The sequence below is a fragment of the Pseudomonas spirodelae genome, from assembly GCF_034653255.1.
GTDB lineage: Bacteria > Pseudomonadota > Gammaproteobacteria > Pseudomonadales > Pseudomonadaceae > Aquipseudomonas > Aquipseudomonas spirodelae.
Genome location: NZ_JAYEET010000036.1, coordinates 46,493 through 66,778, shown reverse-complemented (window position 1 = coordinate 66,778; position 20,286 = coordinate 46,493). Strand labels below are relative to the sequence as shown.

The following is a 20,286-nucleotide window of genomic DNA, read 5'->3' as shown; positions in this document are numbered from 1 at the left end:
CAAGACCACTACAACCGTCGTACGCCGATCATAACCGAGTCAATACTCAGATGCGGCGTGCTTGATGGATTCGTTAGCCAAATGTCGAGCCTAAACCTGTGAACCTGTTGCAACACATTGCCCAGTCGCGCGATCTACTTCGCAAATCAGAACTCAAAGTCGCTGAACATGTTCTGCTCGACCCTGCGTCAGTCATGCACAGCTCCATGGCCGAATTGGCGCACAGTGTTGGCATCAGCGAGCCGACTATCGTGCGCTTCTGCCGGGCGATTGGCTGCACCGGCTTTCAGGACCTGAAACTCAAGCTGGCGCAGAGCCTGGCGGCCGGTGCCAGCTTTGGTCAGTTTGCGATTCATGAAGATGACTCGGTCGCCGACTTCAGCCTGAAGATTTTTGACACCACCCTGCACACCCTGATCGAGGTGCGCGAGAAGCTCGACACCCAGGCGCTGCAAAAGGCCATTGCGGCTATCGCTAACGCCCAGCGCGTGGAGTTTTACGGTTTTGGTGCGTCCGGCGCGGTGGCGGCGGATGCGCAGCACAAGTTCTTCCGTCTGCTGCTGACGGCCGCGGCTTATTCCGACCCGCATATGCAGGCGATGAGTGCGGTGACCTTGAAGCCGACTGACGTGGCGATTTGCATCTCGCAGTCCGGGCGCTCCAAGGATTTGCTTATCACCGCCAACCTGGTGCGTGAGACCGGCGCGACGCTGATCACCCTGTGCCCAAGCCAAACCCCGCTGGCCGATTTGGCCACGGTCAACCTGGCCATCGACGTGCAGGAAGACACCGAGATCTATACCCCGCTGACCTCGCGTATCGCCCACCTGGTGGTGATCGACGTACTCGCCATGGGCGTCGCCATGGCCCGCGGCCCAGGCTTGGTTAACCACCTCAAGAGCGTCAAACGCAGCTTGCGCAGCCTGCGCCTGTCGCCGAAGTCGCATAAAAGCAACGAAGACTGAGTGACCGCTTTTTAGAATGTAAACCAGACGGCATGTTGGGCCCAGCGTGCTGTCGAATAAACCGGGCCAAGGAGAAGCACATGGCATTTACCACCCTAACGTTCAAAAATCCCCTGACTGGACAAATGAAGCTGGCGCCAGTTGGCTTTAGCTGGACGACATTATTTTTTGGATTTTTTCCGGCGCTGTTTCGCGGTGACTTGAAATGGGCGGCTATCCAATTTGTACTGGCTGTCATGACGGCAGGGCTGAGCAATCTCGTATTTTGTTTTATGTATAACGGCCTTTTCATTAAGGACTTAATCGGCGCCGGTTATCAGGCTGCGGCTGGCTCGGGCAATTTAGACTTTGCGTCCGCCAAGGTAGGTATGCAAATTCCAGTATTACCCGCTTGAGTTAGTAGTGCTTGAGTCAGACAGTGGCGCCTTTATAGGCGCCATTTTTATATGCAGTTCTTATTCATTTGTTCTTCACTGCATCGTTGCCAAACCGTCATATCCAGAGTCGATGCTGGTACTCCCTTATTCAGCTTGGGAGTTGCCCCTATGTCTGGCTATCTGGATAAACCGCAGGCTCATGAAACTAGCGACGCCAAAGCACGGCGCAAGATCCTCGATCAACGCCGCATGGAATACCGGCGCGCCATCGAGGCGCATGCCGAGCAGCGCCGCTTACAGCAGCAGTGGGTGGATTACCCCGAGCTGATTGCCGCTAACTACCTGGCTGGGAAGCAGGCGACGGCTCAGCGAAACGCTCCGCCAGGGCGTTGATCAGGCTGCGTTGATCGCGCACGAAGGCGAAAAACGCCTGGGCCACCGGTGACAGGTACTTGCCGCGCGGGTGCACCAGGCACCAGCTGCGCAGCAGCGGCAGCTCGGCCACTGGCAGCTCACGCAGGGCGCCGCACTCCAACTCGCGGCGCACCGCGTGGCGCGGCAGCAGCGCCAGGCCGAGGCCGGCGATCACCCCTTCACACTGTCCTTCTATAGAGCCGACTTCCAGGGTCTGGGCGAAGTGCGCACGCTTCTGGTGGCAATACTCTTCGCAGGCCTGGCGGGTGCCGGAGCCGGCCTCGCGGATCAGCAGCGGGAAGGGTGTGAGGTCTGGCAGGCTTAAGGCGCCCTGGTTGCACAGGGGGTGATCGGGCGGCGCCACGGCGATGATCGGGTTGTTCAGGAACGGCAGAAACTCCAGATTCATATCTGTGGGCACCCGCGACATGATCAGCAAATCATCGCGATTGGCGTTCAGGCGCTTGATCGCCTGGCTGTGATTGGTGACCACTAGCTGTAAGTTAACTTCCGGGTATTGACGGCGAAAAGCGGCGAACAGGTGAGGAATGAAGTACTTGGCGCTGGATTCTACCGCCAGGCTCAATTGCCCTTGCAGTGAACCCTGCAGGTCGGACAGCTGCATGTCGAAGCTTTCCAGGCGGCCAAAAATATCCGCGCTGGCGCGTTGCAGGGCTTCGGCCGCTTCGGTCAGGTAGAGCTTCTTGCCGACGTAATCAAACAGTGGCTGGCCGATCAGCTCCTCCAGTTGGCGGATCTGCAGGCTGACGGCGGGCTGAGTCAGGGCCATCTCCTCGGCTGCGCGGCTGTAAGACAGGTGGCTGCACACTGAGCGGAATACCCGAAGCTGACGAAATGTCATACGCAGCAAAGACTTACGCACACTTATTACCCATATGGCTGGTGGTTCTGCGGCCAACTATAAGTCTTGGCTAATACTAAACCCAATAAATATTGATTTTGGTTATTCACCTGCTCGGCGTAGTTTGAGCGCCTGACCGCCGTTGCTGTTGCGGTCACACGTAGACCGCTTTGTCGGTTGCCTGTTCACGTGATCGAGGATGCTGGCTCGTGATCAAGAAAATCCTGATAGCCAACCGCGGTGAGATTGCCGTACGCATTGTGCGAGCCTGTGCCGAAATGAATATTCGTTCGGTCGCGGTGTATTCCGATGCCGACCGCCATGCCCTGCATGTCAAACGTGCAGACGAGGCGCATGGCATTGGTGAGGACCCTCTGGCGGGTTATCTGAACCCGCGCAAGTTGGTCAACCTGGCCGTGGAAACCGGCTGCGACGCGCTGCACCCGGGTTATGGCTTTCTCTCCGAGAACGCTGAACTGGCGGAAATCTGCGCCGAGCGCGGGATCAAGTTTATCGGCCCGAGCGCCGAAGTGATCCGCCGCATGGGTGACAAGACTGAAGCGCGGCGCAGCATGATCAAGGCCGGTGTGCCGGTGACGCCGGGCACCGAAGGCAACGTGGCGGATATCGCCGAAGCCCTGCGTGAGGGTGATCGCATCGGTTATCCGGTGATGCTCAAGGCCACTTCCGGCGGCGGCGGTCGCGGCATTCGTCGGTGCAACAGCCGCGAAGAGCTCGAACAAGCCTTCCCGCGGGTGATTTCCGAAGCCACCAAGGCCTTTGGTTCGGCGGAAGTGTTCCTGGAAAAATGCATCGTTAATCCCAAGCACATCGAGGCGCAGATCCTCGGTGACAGTTTCGGCAATGTGGTGCACCTGTTCGAGCGTGATTGCTCGATCCAGCGGCGTAACCAGAAACTCATTGAAATTGCCCCCAGCCCGCAGCTGACCCCCGAGCAGCGCGCCTATATCGGCGACCTGTCGGTGCGTGCGGCCAAGGCGGTGGGTTACGAGAACGCCGGCACCGTGGAGTTCCTGCTCGCCGAGGGCGAGGTGTACTTCATGGAGATGAACACGCGGGTGCAGGTGGAGCACACCATCACCGAGGAAATCACCGGCATCGACATCGTCCGCGAGCAGATCCGCATCGCCTCGGGCCTGGAACTGTCGATCAAGCAGGAAGACATCATCCACCGCGGCTTCGCTCTGCAGTTCCGCATCAATGCCGAAGACCCGAAAAACAACTTTCTACCTTCGTTCGGCAAGATCACCCGCTACTACGCGCCCGGCGGTCCCGGCGTGCGTACCGACACGGCGATCTACACCGGTTACACCATTCCGCCGTATTACGACTCCATGTGCCTGAAGCTGGTGGTCTGGGCGCTGACCTGGGAAGAAGCCCTGGCTCGCGGCCTGCGCGCCCTGGATGACATGCGCGTGCAAGGGGTGAAAACCACCGCCGCCTATTACCAGGAAATTCTGCGTAACCCGGAGTTTCGCAGCGGTCAGTTCAACACCAGTTTCGTCGAGGCGCACCCTGAGCTGACCGAGTACTCGATCAAGCGCAACCCGTCGCACCTGGCCATCGCCATCGCCACCGCCATTGCTGCCCACGCCGGCCTGTAAGGGAAGGATCAGAACATGAGCAAGCCCGTTACTCACAAAAAAATCACCGTCACCGACACCGTCCTGCGCGATGCCCACCAGTCGTTACTCGCCACGCGCATGCGCACCGAGGACATGCTGCCGATCTGCGACAAGCTCGATCAGGTTGGCTACTGGTCGCTGGAAGTCTGGGGCGGTGCGACCTTCGACGCCTGCATTCGCTTCCTTAAGGAAGACCCCTGGGAGCGCCTGCGCAAACTCAAGGCGGCGCTGCCCAACACCCGGCTGCAGATGCTCCTGCGCGGGCAGAACCTGCTCGGCTACCGCCACTACAGCGACGACGTGGTCAAAGCCTTCGTGGCCAAGGCGGCAGTCAACGGTATCGACGTGTTCCGCATCTTCGATGCGATGAACGACGTGCGTAATCTGCGCGTCTCGATCGAGGCGGTGAAAGCCGCCGGCAAGCATGCCCAGGGCACTCTGAGTTACACCGTCAGCCCGGTGCATACGGTTGAGGCCTACGTGAAGCAGGCCAAGGCCATGCAAGCCATGGGCATCGACTCGGTGGCGATCAAGGACATGGCCGGCCTGCTCACGCCCTATGCGGCCTTTGAGCTGGTCAAGGCGCTGAAGGCCGAGGTCGATCTGCCGGTGTTTATCCACAGCCACGACACCGCTGGCATGGGCGCGATGTGCCAGATGAAGGCGATTGAAGCCGGTGCCGATCATATCGACACCGCCATCTCCAGCATGGCCTGGGGCACCAGCCATCCGGGCACCGAGTCGATGGTCGCGGCGCTCAAGGGCAGCCCGTACGACACCGGTTTGGACCTGGCGCTGTTGCAGGACATCGGCCTGTACTTCCATGCCGTGCGCAAGAAGTACCACCAGTTTGAAAGCGAGTTCACCACCGTCGACACCCGCGTGCAGGTCAATCAGGTGCCGGGCGGGATGATGTCCAACCTGGCCAACCAGCTCAAAGAGCAGGGCGCGCTGAATCGCATCAACGAAGTGTTCGCGGAAATCCCGCGGGTGCGTGAAGACCTCGGCTTCCCGCCGCTGGTCACGCCGACCTCACAAATTGTCGGCACCCAGGCGGTGTTCAACGTGCTGGCTGGCGAGCGCTACAAGACCATCACCAACGAGGTGAAACTCTACCTGCAGGGCCGTTATGGCCTGGCGCCGGGCAAGATCAACGAGCAGCTGCGCAAGCAGGCGATCGGCAGTGAAGACGTGATCGACGTGCGCCCGGCGGACCTGCTCAAGCCGGAAATGGCCAAGCTGCGTGAGGAAGTCGGCAGCCTGGCGCACTCCGAAGAAGACGTGCTGACCTATGCCATGTTCCCGGATATCGGGCGCAAATTCCTCGAAGAGCGCGCTGCTGGCACCTTGAGCCCGGAAGTGCTGCTGCCGATCCCGGAAGCAGGCGGTGTGGCCCCGGCCAGTGGCGAAGGCGTACCGACCGAGTTTGTAGTGGATGTGCACGGCGAAAGCTACCGCGTCGATATCACCGGTGTCGGGGTGAAGAGCGACGGCAAGCGCCACTTCTACCTGTCCATCGACGGCATGCCAGAAGAAGTGGTGTTCGAGCCGCTTAACGATTTTGTCGCCGGCAGCGGCAACAAGCGTAAGCAGGCCAGCGCGCCGGGTGATGTCAGCACCAGCATGCCGGGCAATATCGTCGAGGTGCTGGTCAAGGTCGGCGACACGGTCAAGGCCGGCCAGGCGGTGCTGATCAGCGAAGCGATGAAGATGGAAACCGAAGTGCAGGCGCCGATTGCCGGTACCGTGAAAGCGGTGCATGTGGCCAAAGGCGACCGGGTCAATCCGGGTGATGTGCTGGTGGAAATCGACGGTTAACCTCAGAAGCCCCGGCTGTTTGAACAGGCATTTGAATGGCTTTTTTGGGGCTTCTTTTTACATCGCTGGCGCTGCTGTTGAGCAGCGTTGGTAAGGGTTTTAGGCCGCGTGCCTGAGTCCCGAGGGAGCCTTAGGGCTCCCTTTTTTTCGGTTATGCCCCGTTACGCTCAGCAAGGCTCTGTAGCCTGGTTGGGCGCAAACTGCGAGTATCAGCACGCTTGCGGAGGGGCATGACCTTTTATGCAGGAGATAGGACGCGTCTGGCGTCTATCTGCAGGTAAATCGGCAGAGGTATGCACTGTGAGTCTGGATCCGGTTGTGCTGTTTTTTGTCTTCGGGCTGGTGGCTGGCCTGCTGAAAAGTGAACTGAAACTGCCGCCAGCCTTGTATGAAACCCTGTCGATCCTGTTGCTGCTGGCGATTGGACTGCACGGTGGCGTGGAGTTGGCCGAGCAAGCCAGCTGGCAACTGCTCGGCCAGGCGGGTTTGGTGCTGGGGCTGGGCGTGGTCTTACCGCTGCTGGCGTTTGCTGTGTTGCGCGGCCTGGGCTTTGACCGGGTCAATGCGGCGGCCGTGGCGGCGCACTATGGTTCGGTCAGTGCCGGTACCTTTGCCGTGGTGGTGGCCTACATGCTGGCCAAGGGCATCGAGTTCGAAAGCTATATGCCGCTGTTTGTGGCGATTCTGGAGATCCCGGCGATTCTGGTCGGCATCCTCCTGGCCAAGGGGCTGGCGCGCGATACCGACTGGGGCGAACTGGGTCGGGAGATCTTCCTGGGCAAGAGCATCATGTTGCTGCTCGGCGGTCTGATCATTGGCGCAATCGCCGGCAAAGAGGGCATCAAGCCGCTGGAGCCGCTCTACACCAGCATGTTCAAGCCCGTGCTGGCGTTCTTTTTGTTGGAAATGGGTCTGATTGCCTCCGGGCAACTCGGTGCGCTGAAACAGTTTGGTCTGCGCCTGCTGGGTTTTGCCCTGCTGATGCCGCTGCTGGGCGCGCTGATCGGCGCGTTGCTCGGGCGCTTTATGGGGCTGTCGCTGGGCGGTACGGCCGTGTTGGCGACCTTGGCTGCGTCGGCCTCGTATATTGCGGTGCCGGCGGCGCTGCGTCTGGCCTTGCCACAAGCCAATCCGTCACTGTCGCTGACCGCTTCACTGGGCATCACCTTTCCCTTCAACATTCTGCTGGGCATCCCGCTGTACCTGATGCTGGCCGAACAGCTTATTGCCTGGGGGTTCTGATATGAACGCACATGTGCGCACCCTGCTGACCGTGATTTGTGAAGCGGCGCTGGAGAAAAAACTGGAGGCTGACCTGCCTGCTCTTGGGGCGCCCGGCTGGACCATTTCCGATGCGCGTGGCCGCGGTGGCCGTGGCGTGCGCAGTGCGGGCTGGGAAGCCGAGGGCAATATCCGCCTGGAGGTCATCTGTGCGCGGGATGTGGCTGAGCGTATTGCCGACCATCTGCAGGCTCGCTACTACAAGAATTTCGCCATGGTCTGCTACCTCACTCAGGTTGAAGTGCTGCGCCCGGAAAAATTCTAGCGGTGTGATCAGCCGCCTCAGGCAAGCGTCTACCTGCCATCGTCCGAGGTGCGCTCGGGCCTTGTGGTGAGCCTGAGCATGCAAGCGCTGTTGAATGAAATTCTTGAGCAAGTCCGCCCACTGATTGGTCAGGGCAAAGTAGCCGACTACATTCCGGCGCTGGCCGATGTGCCTGCACAGCAACTCGGTATCGCGGTGTACAGCAATGACGGCGAGCTGTATTGCGCCGGCGATGCGGATACGGCGTTTTCTGTGCAGAGCATCTCCAAAGTCTTCAGCCTGGTGCAGGCCATTCAGCATTCCGGCGAGGCTATTTGGCAGCGCCTGGGCCATGAGCCCTCGGGTCAGCCGTTTAACTCGTTGGTGCAGCTGGAGCTTGAGCGGGGTCGCCCGCGCAATCCGTTTATCAATGCTGGTGCGCTGGTGATTTGCGATATCAACCAGTCGCGCTTTGCCGCGCCCGTGCCGTCGATGTGTGATTTTGTTCGGCGTCTGGCCGGTAACCCTGAGGTGCTGGTGGACAGTCGGGTCGCCGACTCGGAATACCAGCACCGTGCGCGCAACGCCGCGGCGGCATACCTGATGCAATCCTTCGGCAACTTCCATAACGATGTGGAGGCAGTGCTGCGCAGCTATTTCAGTTACTGCGCGCTGCGCATGAGTTGTGCTGATTTGGCGCGGGCGTTCGGTTTTCTGGCCAACGGTGGCTTTTGCAAACACAGTGGCGCGCAGATTATTACGGCGCGGCAGAGCAAACAGGTCAACGCGATCATGGCCACCAGTGGCCTGTATGACGAGGCGGGTAACTTTGCTTACCGCGTCGGCTTGCCGGGCAAAAGTGGCGTTGGCGGCGGTATCGTCGCGGTGGTGCCGGGGCGTTTTAGCGTGTGCGTGTGGTCGCCGGAACTGAATGCCGCCGGTAACTCGCTTGCAGGCATTAAAGCGCTGGAGTTGCTCAGCGAGCGGATTGGTTGGTCGGTGTTCTAGGCGGGGCTGACTCGGATCTGCTGCGAGTGTGCAAATCGTAGGGTGGGTTAGCGGCGCAACCACTGTCAGGTCGACGCTTGATGCTTGTGCGCCGCGTAACCCACCAGGCGGTATCAGCCTCTCTGGTGGGTTACGGCGCTGTCAAAGTTGAGTTAACCGACAGTGATGCATCAGCGCCTAACCCACCCTACGTTTCTCTGAGTGCTAGCCGGCGATCAGTTCCTTGGCCGCCTGACGGTGGTCGGCGATCAGCTGCGCCACGTCCAGGCCTTCGATCTGTCCGTCGATTACCCGCCACTGGCCGCCGATCATCATTCGATCTGCCTTATCAGCGCCGCACAGCAGCAATGCCGAGATTGGATCGTGGCTGCCGGAGAAGCGCAGCTCATCCAGCTTGAAGAAGGCCAGGTCAGCCTGCTTGCCCACCGCCAATTCACCGATATCGCTGCGCCCCAGCAGCTTGGCTGAATCCTTGCTGGCCCAGCCCAGGACCAGTTCCGGGGTGATCTTCTCGGCCCCGTAACGCAGGCGCTGGATATACAGAGCCTGGCGCGCTTCGAGAATCATATTCGAGGCATCGTTGGACGCCGAACCGTCGACGCCGAGGCCGATGGGCGCGCCGGCCGCTTGCAGGTCGAGGGTCGGGCAGATGCCGGAGGCCAGGCGCATGTTCGAGCTGGGGCAATGGCAGATGCCGGTGCCGGCCGCGCCGAGGCGCTCGATTTCATCCGGGTTGAAGTGGATGCCGTGGGCCAGCCAGGTGCGCGAACTGAGCCAGCCGACGCTGTCCAGGTAATCCACGGTGCGCAGGCCGAAGCGCTGCAGGCAGAAGTCTTCTTCGTCCAAGGTTTCGGCCAGGTGGGTGTGCAGGCGCACGTCCAGCTCTTCGGCCAGTTCAGCGCTCTGGCGCATGATGTCCTGGGTCACCGAGAACGGTGAGCAGGGCGCCAGGGCGATCTGGATTTGCGCGCCGTCGCCGCGCTGGTGGTACTGATGAATCAGCCGTTGGCTGTCGGCCAAGATCACCTCGCCCTGCTGCACGGTTTGCTGCGGCGGTAGGCCGCCATCGGCTTCGCCCAAACTCATCGAGCCGCGGGTGAGCATGGCGCGCATGCCCAGTTCGCGCACGGCTTCGACTTGCACGTCGATGGCGTTTTCCAGGCCGCCGGGGAACAGGTAATGGTGATCCGCCGCCGTGCTGCAACCGGACAGCAGCAGTTCGGCCAGCGCGACCTTACTGGCCAGTGCGAGCTTCTCGGGAGTCAAGCGCGCCCACACCGGATACAGGGTTTTCAGCCAGGGGAACAACGGCTGGTTGACCACCGGGCCCCAGGCGCGGGTCAGGGTTTGGTAGAAGTGATGGTGGGTGTTGATCAACCCCGGCAGGACCACATGCTCACGGGCATCGAAGGTCTGATCGCAGGGCTTGCTCGGCTGTTGGCCTGCTTTAAGCAGTTCACTGATGACGCCGTTTTCAATCACCAGGCCGCCGGCGGCGTCGAGGGTGTTGGCGGTGAAAATCGCGAGGGGGTTTTTGATCCAGATACGGGTAGCAGCCATTGAGTTGGCTCCTCTGAAGGTGGGTTCAGGTTAGCCAGCTCAGTGTTTACCCTGTCTGCTGATCCAGGTGCGCGCGTGGCTCATCGGCCGGCGTGGCGCAGACGATAGCGCCATCATTTATCGGCGGCAAGACCAGGCTCAGAATTTCTGACCAGAAGGTCAGCGAGCGAAGAACCTGTTTACGATCTTGCGAGCTAGAGCCATGCAAGGCGCTACGTTAGTAACAGCCTTTGGCTGGTCAAAGCGGCAAGGAAGCGGAGTGTACGAGCTGTACATGAGCATTACTCGTTTCACTCGCCCTACGGGCCGCGCTAAAGCGCGTTAGCCGCAAGCGGCTTCCGACCGGGCTGGCGCACCAGCCGGTTTTTAACGCAGTAGGGCCGACGCGCAGCAGACCGTAAGCAGATTCTCAGAACAGTTTTCGGTATTGGATAAACCCCGAGCGCTCGGCGATGCGTTCATACAGCAGCATGGCGCGGCTATTGCTCTCATGAGTCAGCCAGTAGGTGCGTGAGCAGCCTGCGGCCTTAGCCTGCTGGTAGACGTGCTCGATCAGCTTGCGACCGGTGCCGCTGCTGCGCACATCCTTGGCGATAAACAGGTCCTGCAGGTAGCAATAGTCGCCAACCGTCCAGGTCGAGCGGTGGTAGATCCAGTGCACCAGGCCAATGGCTTTGCCCTCGTGCCAGGCCAGCGCGGCATGCATCGGCTCGGCCGGGTCGAGAAAGCGCTGCCAGGTGATGTCGGTGGTCGCTGCGTTAATCTCGGTCATGTAGAAACGTTGATAGCCCTGCCACAGCGGCAGCCAGGCGGCCTGATCAGCGGCGCTGATCGGGCGGATTTCGACGGGAATGCGAATCGGCATGGCATTGGCTCCTCGATGGGGTAAAGCCCTTAGAACCTATTTACGATCTGCTGCGCGTCGGCTCTACTGCGTTAAAAACCGGCTCGGAATGCTCATGTACAGCTCGTACACTCCGCTTCCTCGCCAGTTTTTGTCTTGTATGGCTCTAGCTCGCGAGATCATAAACAGGTTCTTGCAGCCTAGCTGCAAGGGCCCAAGCTTCAATCGGCGCGTTCACCACAGACATCCAGGGCAAACCAGTGTTCCACTTCGGCTTGACTCAGGCCCGCGCCGAGCAGGGCGAACAGTTTACCCAGTGCGGCTTCGCGGGTCATACCGCCCGCAGAGATCAGCCCCGCACTGGCCAGTTGACTGCCGGCGGCATACACGCCGAATTCGACATGGCCGTGGGGGCATTGGCTGATGGCCGCGAGTACCACGCCGCGCGCATGTGCAGCCTTGAGCACACCGAGCAGCTCGGCATCATCCGCCGGCCCGGTGCCGCTGCCGTAGCATTCCAGCAGCAAACCTTGTACGCCGCTGTCGAGCAGGGCGCGTACATGGCTGGCCTGGATGCCGGGGTAAAACGGCAGTACGGCCAGGTTGACCGGCTGACGCGGCTGGTGATAGTCGATGCTGGCCGGGATGCTTTCGGCGCGGGCGCTCTGGCGTTGGCGCGGCAGCACGTGGAAGGCGTCGAAGGCGTCGCTGCGCAGCTTGCTGACCCGCGCGCCATGCAGCAGCGCGCCATTGAAATACAGGTGCACGCCCGGCGTGACGCCGGCTTGCAGTGCGCGCATGGCGCCGAACAGGTTGCCCCAGGCATCGCTGCCTTCGGCGCCGGCCGGCAGCATCGAACCGCTGAGCATCACCGGAACCGGCAGACCGAGCAGGAGAAAGCTCAGGGCGGCGGCGCTGTAGGCCAGGGTGTCGGTGCCGTGCAGCAGCAATACGCCGTCGCAACCGTCTTGCTCGATGCCGGCGCGAATCGCCGCGACCATCGCCAGCCAGTTGTGCTGGTTCATATTGGCGCTGTCGATGGGCGGCAACAGCTCGGCAAACGACCATTGCGGCAGCGGTTGGGCTTCCAGCGCTTGCTGGCTGCGCAAGCGCGCTTCGAAGCCGGACGCGGGGGCCAGGCCATCGGCGCTCATCTGCATGCCGATGGTGCCGCCGGTGTACAGCGCCAGGAGTTTTTTACAGCCCATCAGGGGTCTCCGTTTTCATTGTTCTTATAAGAAAACAGGGGGCTAAGCCCCCTGTTTTTCACAGCCTGCGCAGCGTGTTAGCGCTGGTGCACGCTGTTGCCGATTTCGGCTTGTTTGGCCGGCGCCGTCGCGGTGTGCGCGTTAGCCGCCCAAACGGCTGGGTCGAGGTCCAGGTCGGCGAAGTTTTCCGCGTCCAGTACCGGCGACTCCACGCCTGCCTTGATCTGGCTGTCGTAGTCGCGCATCAGGCGCAGGCCGACCTTGAACAGCAGCGCCAGGGCCACCAGGTTGCAAATGGCCAGCAGACCCATGGTGACATCCGCAAAGGCGAATACGGTGCCCAAATCCTGTACCGAGCCCCACAGTACCAGAGCGATGACCAGTACGCGGTAGACCAGCACCGGCGTGCGCTTCTTGCTGAAGAAGCCCAGGGCGTTCTCGCCGAGGTAGTAGTTGTAGATCAGGGTGGTGAAGACGAACAGCAGCAGGGCGACGGTGACGAAAATCCGGCCCCATTCGCCGACCACGCTGGCTACGGCCGTCTGGGTCAGGACGACACCGGCGATGTCCATGCCTGGCTGATAGACGCCCGACAGCAGGATGATCAGCGCGGTGCAGCTGCACAGGATGATGGTGTCGATAAACACGCTGAGCGACTGCACGATGCCCTGTGCAACTGGGTGCTTGACCTCGGCCACGGCGGCGACGTTCGGCGCACTGCCCAAGCCGGCTTCGTTGGAGAACAGGCCGCGCTTCACGCCCATGATGATCGCCGCGCCAATACCACCGGCAAACGCCGGCTCCAGGCCGAAGGCGCTGTTGAAGATCAGTTGCAGCGTTGCGGGGATCGCCTCAACGTTGCTGCCAATCACGAATACCGCCATGGCGATGTACGAGAAGGCCATTACGGGCACCAGCACGTCGGCGAATTTGGCGATGCGCTTGATGCCGCCGAAGATGATCAGGCCTATGACCACAGTGAGGATCAGGCCGCTGACATAAGTCGGCATGCCAAAGGTGTCATGCATCGAGCTGGCGACGGTGTAGGACTGCACCGCGTTGAAGCCGAAGCCGAAGGTCACCAGCAGCAGGATCGACACCACAATGCCCAACCAGCGCTGGCCGAGGCCGTGCTGGATGTAGAAGGCCGGGCCACCGCGGTAGGTGCCGTCGTCTTCGCGGCGCTTGTACAGCTGCGCGATGGAGCATTCGAAGTAGCTGGTGGCCATGCCGACCAGGGCTACGACCCACATCCAGAAGATTGCGCCCGGGCCGCCGAGCATGATCGCCACCGAGACCCCGGCGATGTTGCCGGCACCCACGCGGCCAGCGACTGAAAGCATCAGGGCCTGGAACGAGCTGAGCTGGCCGGGCTGGCGCTGGAAGGCTTCGGCGAAGATGCGGAACATGCTGCCAAAGTAACGAAACTGGACGAAACGCGAGGCGATGGTGAAGTACAGACCCAGGCCGATCAGCATTACGATCAGGAGCTTGCTCCAGATCAGGTCGTTGAGAATATCGAGCATGGCAGGGCAGTCTCTCTTGTTGTTGTGTGAGGGGAAATTGCTAGGGACGGAATAGTTCAGCAGGCGCGTTCGTCATGCAATTTCGCAGGTGGCGGCGAGATGACGCGAGTTGATGCTAGAATCGCGTCGCTCGCATCACCGGAAAATCCACCATGTCCGACCATCTAGGGCTCAATCTCAAGCTGTTGTGCAGCCATTACCGGTCGATTGCCGAGGTGTGCCGCAAGCTGGCTATTAACCGTGCCCAGTTCAACAAATACCTCAGCGGGCAGAGTCGTCCGACGGCCTACAACCTCAAGCGCATTTGTGATTTTTTCGGGGTTGAGGGCTACGAGCTGAGCTTGCCGAGTGAGCAGTTTGCCGACCTGATCGGCGCGCGCAGCGGCAGTCAGGAAACGCGGGTGGTCACCGATCCGTTGCTGGAGTTGTTCCAGCCCCTCGGCGCGCATTCAAGCAGCCTGTCGCGTTACTGCGGCTACTACTTTGAATACGCCAACTGCATGTCGGTGCCGGGGCAGATTCTGCTGTCGCTGGTGCACCTGCGCGAGGAGCGCGGCAGCTACCTGTTTGAGCGTCAGGAGCGTCAGGAACCGTCGCGCGCCGACAATGGCAAGGCCGAGGATTGGGTGCGCTGCCGCTACTTGGGCGCGGCCTTCTATCTGCAGGATCGGCTGTTTCTGATCGACTACGAGTCGCTGACCGGCAACGAGATGAGCCAGACCATCCTGATCCCCAGTTTCAAGAGCCGCATCAGCCGCCTCAACGGCCTGAAAACCGGGGTCTCCAGCGGCGACTTACGCACCCCGGCCTGCACGCGGGTGGTCTGGGAGTTTCTCGGCAATGACATCAACCGAGTCAACGCCTACCGCCAGGTGATGCTCTACAGCCCGGATGATCCGCGCATCGACGCTGATATTCGGCAGCGCTTGAGTGGTGCGCAGATCCGTAACGGCCTGTTCGAGATCGAGTAAGGCGCAGCCGCTCAGCTCAAGCGTGCCGCCAGGGCTTGGTCTGCGGCGACAGGGCTGCCACTGAGGCCTTTATGCACGCCCTCGCGATCAACGGCCGTGCGGTTCTGGCTGAGCTTCCATTGGCCCTCAAGGCGTTGGATCGGCAGGGCGAAGCCGACAATGGCGCGCAGCATCGTGTCGATATAGTCCGTGGGCGCATCACTGACCGCCCAGGGCTGCTCGCGCCCGGCCTCATGCTGAGCACTGAGACGGCTGACTAACTGCAGCAGCCCCTCGCTGTCTTCAATCAGCTGCGCCTGACCACGCGCGTGCACGGCGATGTAGTTCCAGGTGGGCACGGCTTTGCCGTGTTCGGCCTTGCTCGGATACCACGCGGGGCTGATGTAGGCCTGTGGCCCCTGGAAGATGGCTAGTGTTTCGCCTTGCAGCAGCTCACGCCAGTGTGGGTTGGCCCGGGCAAAGTGGCCGTAGAGGGTGCCGAATTCGCCCTCGTCGGCGGCCAGCAGGAGCGGCAGGTGGCTGGCCTGTAGGCCATTTGCGCCCTGGTTTACCAGCGTTGCCAGTGGACAGGCGTTGATCTGCTGATGCAGCAGGGCGAGGTCGTTTTGGCGGAACGCGGGTGGCGTGTACATGGCGTGACTCCGGCGGCGAGGCCCCATCCTAGCGCGCAGTGCTGGGCCGGATAAGCGCCAGTTGCGGCGACTTTGACCAGCACAGTCTGCGTCGCGCCTTGGCTTGGCCGCCGTCAGCTCTGACGCAGGTCGCTAGCCAAGGGCGCTTTTATTCATGCGGCACATCTTTATCGAGCAGGTCATTGCCTGGGTCGGATTGGATTTCCGCGTCCACTTTCTGCTCCAGGTGTTTGTCTGGCGAGACATCCAGCACGCCATCCGCTTGCTCAGCGCGGCTTGCCGGGCGCTCTTCTTTGGCTGAACGGCTTGCAACCGGCGGGCTGCCGGCAGGCTTGGCATCCAGCGCGCTAAACAGCGCGGTGTTGACCTCGGGATCGAAGCGCAACCGATAGATCGGCTCCGGCAAGGTGAAGCCCTGTGCTTGCAGCGCACGCATGGCAGCGCGAATGGCCAGGCTACGGGCTTTGGCAAAATTGGTTTGGCGTTGATCGATCCAGGCGTAGAAGGTCAGCACGATGTTGGAGTCGCCCACCGTGTTGATCAGCGCGTCGGGCTCGGGCTCTTGCAGGATAAAGTCGAGGCTGCTGACGGCGTCCAGGCCCGCCTGCATCGCGGCCACCGGGTCATCGTCGGCATCCACGCCGAGTTCGAACTCAAAGCGCCGTTCCGGGTTGGTCGAGTAATTGAGGATGATGCCCTTGAACACCGCCGCATTGGGGATGCGCATATGGTTGCCGTCGAGGGTCATTAAAATCGTGGCGCGCGAGGTCAGGCGCACGACGATGCCCTCGATGTCATTGATGATCACGTGATCCTTGGCGCGGAAAGGCTGGCGCAGGCTGAGCATCACGCTGGAGATGTAATTCTCCACCGTATCGCGCACGGCAAAACCGATTGCCAGGCCGATGACGCCGGCGCCGCCGAGAATGGTGGTGATAACCGCTGCAGCGCCCAATAAATTCAGCGCGAGGATAATCCCCAGTAACAGGATGACCACGCGCGTGGCCTGGGCCATCAGGTCAGCGAGAAAGGGATTGGGCGCTATTTTCCGCCATAAAAACTGCCGGCCGGCGATGAAGTTGCCCAGCAGGACAAAGGCGGTTAAAACCAGTAGCGCCAGGCCAATCAGCGGCAATGCTTTTATAAAATTCACGCTTTGCGTGCGTAGGCGCTCAATCACCGGCCGCACGTTGTCGGCCACGGCCAGGGTTCTGTTCATCTCGTCGGTTACCGTGACCACCCCGGCGAGCCGGCCTGCCAAGCGCTGGGCTTGCTGCGCCGCCATTTCATTAGCCACCTCGCCCCGCAGAATGACCACGCCGCCACCGACATACACAGTGACGCCGCGCAGCGGCTCCAGTTCGGCAAAAATATTCTCGATGCGCGCCTGAATCGTCTCATCGCTCTGCGTCGCCTCTGCTTCGATAGCCGCCGTGGCGACGGGCTCGGAAAGGCTCGCGTTTTCGCTTTGCGCCCAGGCAGCGTGGCCCGGCAATAAAACAGTCAGCAGTGCTAATGCCAGCAGCATATTGCGCGAGGGCTGGGTTGAGAACGTCATCGCAGGCGGCTCCGAAATAAGGCGACAGTAAAAACACTAGCCTACACGGATGCGCCAAACGCTGACTGACCCCGTGCGCGGTGGGTCGAGGTGGCGGCGGCAAGCCAATAGCACAACGCCCCGTGAACACGAGGCTCACGGGGCGTTGTGGAGGGCAGCGTTGGTCGCTTTACTGCGGGTTGTCGCTGTTATAGATGGTCTGATCCAGCTCGTTCTCGCTGCGGCCGACCAGGGTGGTGGTCATCAGGTCGCCGGCGACGTTAACCGTGGTGCGCGCCATGTCGAGGATGCGATCAATGCCAGCGATCAGCGCTACGCCTTCCAGCGGCAGGCCGACCGAGGTCAGCACCAAACCGAGCATGATCAGCCCGGCGCCCGGTACACCGGCAGTGCCCACCGACGCCAGGGTGGCGGTGAGGATAATCATCAGGTACTGCGCGCCATTCAGCTCAACCCCGAAGGCCTGGGCAATAAACAGGGCCAGCACACCTTGGTAGATGGCCGTGCCATCCATATTGATGGTGGCGCCTACCGGCAGCACGAAGCCCGCTACACCTTGCGATACACCAAGGTTTTTACGCGCGCATTCAATCGATACCGGCAGAGTGCCAGCGCTGCTGGAGGTGCTGAAGGCCACGGCCAGCGCGGGCGCCACGCCCTTGAAAAAGCGCAGCGGGCTGAGGCGCGCGAGCAATGCCAGCAGGCCGCCATAGACCAGCAGCATGTGGGCGATGCTGGCCAGATAAATGACCCCGATTACCTCGGCCAACGGCAGCAACACTTCGATGCCATGGGAGGCCACCACGCCGGCGATCAGCGCGAACACGCCAATGGGCGCACAGCGCATCACCAGGTCGGTGAGCTTGTAGAACACCTCGGCCAGGCTGTTGAATAGCTTGACGGTCGGCGCCGCCTTTTCGCCAATCAGGTTCATGCTCACGCCCAGGGCAATGGCGAACACAATGATCTGCAGGATATTGCCTTCGGCAAAGGCGGCGACCGGATTGGTGGGTACCAGGCCGACCAGAATCTGTACCAGCGAGGGGGCCTGCTTGGCTTCCTGAACGCCGCTGGCGACCATGTTCATGCCTTCGCCGGGGCTGAACAGGGCGCCGAAGAGCAGGCCGATGCTCACCGCAAAGGCGGTGGTGAGCAGGTAGATGCCGATGGTTTTAACGCTGATGCGGCCGAGCTTGGCGCTGTCGCTCATGGCGGTAATACCGGCCACCAGGGAGACGAATACCAGCGGCACGATGAGCATCTTGATTGCGTTGAGGAACAGCGTACCAATCGGCGCGAGCAGCAGGGCGTTGCTCTTGAACAGCACGCCGGTGAGCACGCCAAGGCCGAGGCCGATAAGGATTTGTTGCCACAGCGGCATGCGCCCTAGGAAGCCTAGGGAGAAGGTGGTGCTCTGACTCATGGTGGTTACCCGGATTGTCGTTGTTGTGGGGCCGTCTGCTACGGCCTTGAGCGATGCCGTCCGGCTGGCTGGGGCGTAAAGGCCTGATCTATGGCCAAAAAAACGCGCCGCATCCTTACGGATGCGGCGCGTTGTGGTGCTCTGTGTGTCAGGTGGTTAGCGATACCTGTGGTGCAATGGTCACAGGTTTTGCTGGCTGTGGCGACTGTTGCGTTGTGCCGGGCAGGTTTTGGCTATAGAACACCGGCACGCTAGGCCACAGGCGGCGCGGCGGATGAATAGCGAGAAAGCCGATGGGTGCAGGTTGCTGATGCATGACGATGCTCCTGGCTCAAGGCTTTAGCGGGACGAGACGTGGGGCAATCATGTTTTCCGGGCGCAGGATGTCGGCCAGTTCGGCGTCGCCCAGCAGCTTCTCTTCACGCACCAACTCCAGCACGCTGCGACCACTTTCCAGCGCCACCTTGGCGATGCGCGTGGCGTTTTCGTAGCCGATGTAGGGGTTGAGTGCGGTGATTAGGCCGATGGAGTTTTCCATCAGTTCGCGGCAGCGCGCTTCGTTGGCCGTGATACCGTCGATGCACAGCTCACGCAGCATATCCATGGCGCGGGTCAGCAGGCGGATCGAGTCGAAGATCTTGTAGGCGATCAGCGGCTCCATCACGTTGAGCTGCAGCTGGCCCCCTTCGGCCGCCATGGTCAGCGCCAGGTCGTTGCCGATCACTTCAAACGCGACTTGGTTGACCGCTTCCGGGATCACCGGGTTGACCTTGCCGGGCATGATCGAGCTGCCTGGCTGGCGCGCCGGCAAGTTGATCTCGTTGATCCCGGTGCGTGGGCCGCTGGAGAGCAGGCGCAGGTCGTTGCACATCTTCGACATTTTCACCGCGGTGCGCTTGAGCATGCCGGAGAACAGCACGAACGCGCCCATGTCCGAGGTGGCTTCAATCAGGTCAGCGGCCGGGGTCAGCGGCTGGCCGCTGATGATCGCCAAGCGCTTAACGGCCAGCAGCTGGTACTGCGGGTCGGCGTTAATGCCGGTGCCAATCGCGGTGCCACCCAGGTTGACTTCGGTGAGCAGGGTTGGCGCCAGCAGCTTGAGGTGCTGCAGGTCTTCGCCGAGGGTGGTGGCGAAGGCGCGGAATTCCTGGCCGAGGGTCATCGGCACGGCGTCTTGCAGCTGGGTGCGACCCATCTTCAACACGTGGTTGAACTCCAGGTGCTTTTTCGACAGCGACTGGATCAGCTTATCCAGTGCGGTCAGCAGGCTTTCGTGGCCGAGCAACAGGCCGAGACGAATGGCAGTGGGATAGGCGTCGTTGGTCGACTGCGCCATGTTCACGTCGTTGTTCGGGTGCAGCTGCTTGTAGTCACCTTTCTCGAAACCCATGGCTTCCAGGGCGATGTTGGCGATCACCTCGTTGGCATTCATGTTGGTCGAGGTGCCGGCGCCGCCTTGAATCATGTCGACCACGAACTGATCGTGGAACTCGCCCTGAATGATGCGTGCGCAAGCGGTGCTAATGGCCGTGTGCTTGGCGGCAGACAGGTGGCCCAGCTCGCGGTTGGCGTCGGCTGCTGCCTGCTTGACCATGGCCAGCGCAATCACCAGTTTCGGGTAGTGCGACAGCGTCACGCCGGACAGGCGGAAGTTCTGCACGGCGCGCAGGGTCTGAATGCCGTAATAGGCCTCAGCGGGAACGTCGAGGGTGCCGAGCAGGTCTTTTTCAAGGCGGGTTGATGCAGCAGCGGACATGATGGTTACTATCTCTGGATGTGCGGTATAGGCCGCGATGCCCCGTAGGTTAGGGGCTGTAGCCTGATGCTGGCCAATGCTGTTAATCGCTGGGTCATGCATAATCGGCATAATGTAGGTGTGACTCTTAGGCGTGCTCGGCGCATGAGCAGCCTAAAACTAGATACCTGAGGCCGCGCAGCGGTTATCGAGA

Annotated in this window: 19 protein-coding genes; 9 read left to right on the top strand and 10 right to left on the bottom strand. The window is 61.2% G+C overall.

Annotated elements, in window-relative coordinates; genetic code table 11:
* Positions 1-98 precede the first annotated feature (98 nt).
* From hexR to SOP97_RS11095, 3 genes are all read left to right on the top strand, one after another.
* On the top strand, positions 99-965 hold the full coding sequence (hexR, locus tag SOP97_RS11105; protein ID WP_322949228.1) for a transcriptional regulator HexR: 867 nt from the start codon (positions 99-101) through the stop codon (positions 963-965).
* A gap of 80 nt (positions 966-1,045) precedes the next feature.
* Positions 1,046-1,360, top strand: a complete 315-nt coding sequence (locus SOP97_RS11100; protein ID WP_322949227.1) for a hypothetical protein — start codon at positions 1,046-1,048, stop codon at positions 1,358-1,360.
* Between the two features lie 150 nt (positions 1,361-1,510).
* The gene (locus tag SOP97_RS11095; protein ID WP_322949226.1) at positions 1,511-1,735 is read left to right on the top strand and encodes a PA3496 family putative envelope integrity protein; all 225 of its coding nucleotides are present in this window, start codon (positions 1,511-1,513) and stop codon (positions 1,733-1,735) included.
* On the opposite strand, the gene SOP97_RS11090 is transcribed toward SOP97_RS11095, so the two are convergent.
* Positions 1,677-2,639 (bottom strand): LysR family transcriptional regulator, encoded by a 963-nt coding sequence (locus tag SOP97_RS11090; protein ID WP_322949225.1) that lies wholly within the window; start codon positions 2,637-2,639, stop codon positions 1,677-1,679. The two genes, SOP97_RS11095 and SOP97_RS11090, sit on opposite strands and share 59 nt — an antisense overlap.
* A gap of 188 nt (positions 2,640-2,827) precedes the next feature.
* Between SOP97_RS11090 and SOP97_RS11085 the strand changes: the two genes are divergently transcribed.
* The 5 genes from SOP97_RS11085 to glsB all read left to right on the top strand — a co-directional run bounded on the left by SOP97_RS11085 (position 2,828) and on the right by glsB (position 8,615).
* On the top strand, positions 2,828-4,243 hold the full coding sequence (locus tag SOP97_RS11085; protein WP_322949224.1) for an acetyl-CoA carboxylase biotin carboxylase subunit: 1,416 nt from the start codon (positions 2,828-2,830) through the stop codon (positions 4,241-4,243).
* 15 nt (positions 4,244-4,258) lie between these two features.
* Positions 4,259-6,082 carry a sodium-extruding oxaloacetate decarboxylase subunit alpha gene (oadA, locus tag SOP97_RS11080; protein WP_322949223.1) on the top strand — a complete coding sequence of 608 codons (1,824 nt, stop codon included), beginning with the start codon at positions 4,259-4,261 and terminating at the stop codon, positions 6,080-6,082.
* 300 nt (positions 6,083-6,382) lie between these two features.
* The gene (locus SOP97_RS11075; RefSeq protein ID WP_322949222.1) at positions 6,383-7,324 is read left to right on the top strand and encodes a sodium-dependent bicarbonate transport family permease; all 942 of its coding nucleotides are present in this window, start codon (positions 6,383-6,385) and stop codon (positions 7,322-7,324) included.
* 1 nt (position 7,325) lies between these two features.
* Positions 7,326-7,628, top strand: a complete 303-nt coding sequence (locus tag SOP97_RS11070; protein ID WP_322949221.1) for a P-II family nitrogen regulator — start codon at positions 7,326-7,328, stop codon at positions 7,626-7,628.
* A gap of 78 nt (positions 7,629-7,706) precedes the next feature.
* Positions 7,707-8,615: a glutaminase B gene (gene glsB / locus SOP97_RS11065; RefSeq protein ID WP_322949220.1), complete on the top strand. Its 909-nt coding sequence runs from the start codon at positions 7,707-7,709 to the stop codon at positions 8,613-8,615.
* Positions 8,616-8,819: 204 nt separating this feature from the next.
* On the opposite strand, the gene SOP97_RS11060 is transcribed toward glsB, so the two are convergent.
* From SOP97_RS11060 to SOP97_RS11045, 4 genes are all read right to left on the bottom strand, one after another.
* Complete coding sequence (locus tag SOP97_RS11060; protein ID WP_322949219.1) at positions 8,820-10,175, bottom strand: 8-oxoguanine deaminase; 1,356 nt, start codon at positions 10,173-10,175, stop codon at positions 8,820-8,822.
* A gap of 409 nt (positions 10,176-10,584) precedes the next feature.
* Positions 10,585-11,040, bottom strand: a complete 456-nt coding sequence (locus tag SOP97_RS11055; protein WP_322949218.1) for a GNAT family N-acetyltransferase — start codon at positions 11,038-11,040, stop codon at positions 10,585-10,587.
* Between the two features lie 200 nt (positions 11,041-11,240).
* Positions 11,241-12,227, bottom strand: coding sequence for an asparaginase (locus SOP97_RS11050; protein WP_411912051.1), 987 nt, complete (start codon positions 12,225-12,227; stop codon positions 11,241-11,243).
* Positions 12,228-12,304: 77 nt separating this feature from the next.
* Complete coding sequence (locus SOP97_RS11045) at positions 12,305-13,753, bottom strand: alanine/glycine:cation symporter family protein (RefSeq protein ID WP_322949217.1); 1,449 nt, start codon at positions 13,751-13,753, stop codon at positions 12,305-12,307.
* Between the two features lie 152 nt (positions 13,754-13,905).
* Between SOP97_RS11045 and SOP97_RS11040 the strand changes: the two genes are divergently transcribed.
* Positions 13,906-14,724 carry a helix-turn-helix domain-containing protein gene (locus tag SOP97_RS11040; protein ID WP_322949216.1) on the top strand — a complete coding sequence of 273 codons (819 nt, stop codon included), beginning with the start codon at positions 13,906-13,908 and terminating at the stop codon, positions 14,722-14,724.
* Positions 14,725-14,735: 11 nt separating this feature from the next.
* On the opposite strand, the gene SOP97_RS11035 is transcribed toward SOP97_RS11040, so the two are convergent.
* The 5 genes from SOP97_RS11035 to aspA form a co-directional block, all read right to left on the bottom strand.
* A complete protein-coding gene (locus SOP97_RS11035) occupies positions 14,736-15,356 on the bottom strand; it encodes an FMN-binding negative transcriptional regulator (RefSeq protein ID WP_322949215.1) in 621 nt (206 codons plus the stop codon).
* Positions 15,357-15,504: 148 nt separating this feature from the next.
* A complete protein-coding gene (locus SOP97_RS11030) occupies positions 15,505-16,914 on the bottom strand; it encodes a mechanosensitive ion channel family protein (RefSeq protein ID WP_322949214.1) in 1,410 nt (469 codons plus the stop codon).
* 169 nt (positions 16,915-17,083) lie between these two features.
* Entirely contained in the window at positions 17,084-18,337 is a 1,254-nt protein-coding gene (locus SOP97_RS11025; protein WP_322949213.1) for a dicarboxylate/amino acid:cation symporter, read from the bottom strand.
* A gap of 148 nt (positions 18,338-18,485) precedes the next feature.
* On the bottom strand, positions 18,486-18,653 hold the full coding sequence (locus SOP97_RS11020) for a hypothetical protein (protein WP_322949212.1): 168 nt from the start codon (positions 18,651-18,653) through the stop codon (positions 18,486-18,488).
* Positions 18,654-18,668: 15 nt separating this feature from the next.
* A complete protein-coding gene (gene aspA / locus SOP97_RS11015) occupies positions 18,669-20,093 on the bottom strand; it encodes an aspartate ammonia-lyase (protein ID WP_322949211.1) in 1,425 nt (474 codons plus the stop codon).
* Positions 20,094-20,286 lie beyond the last annotated feature (193 nt).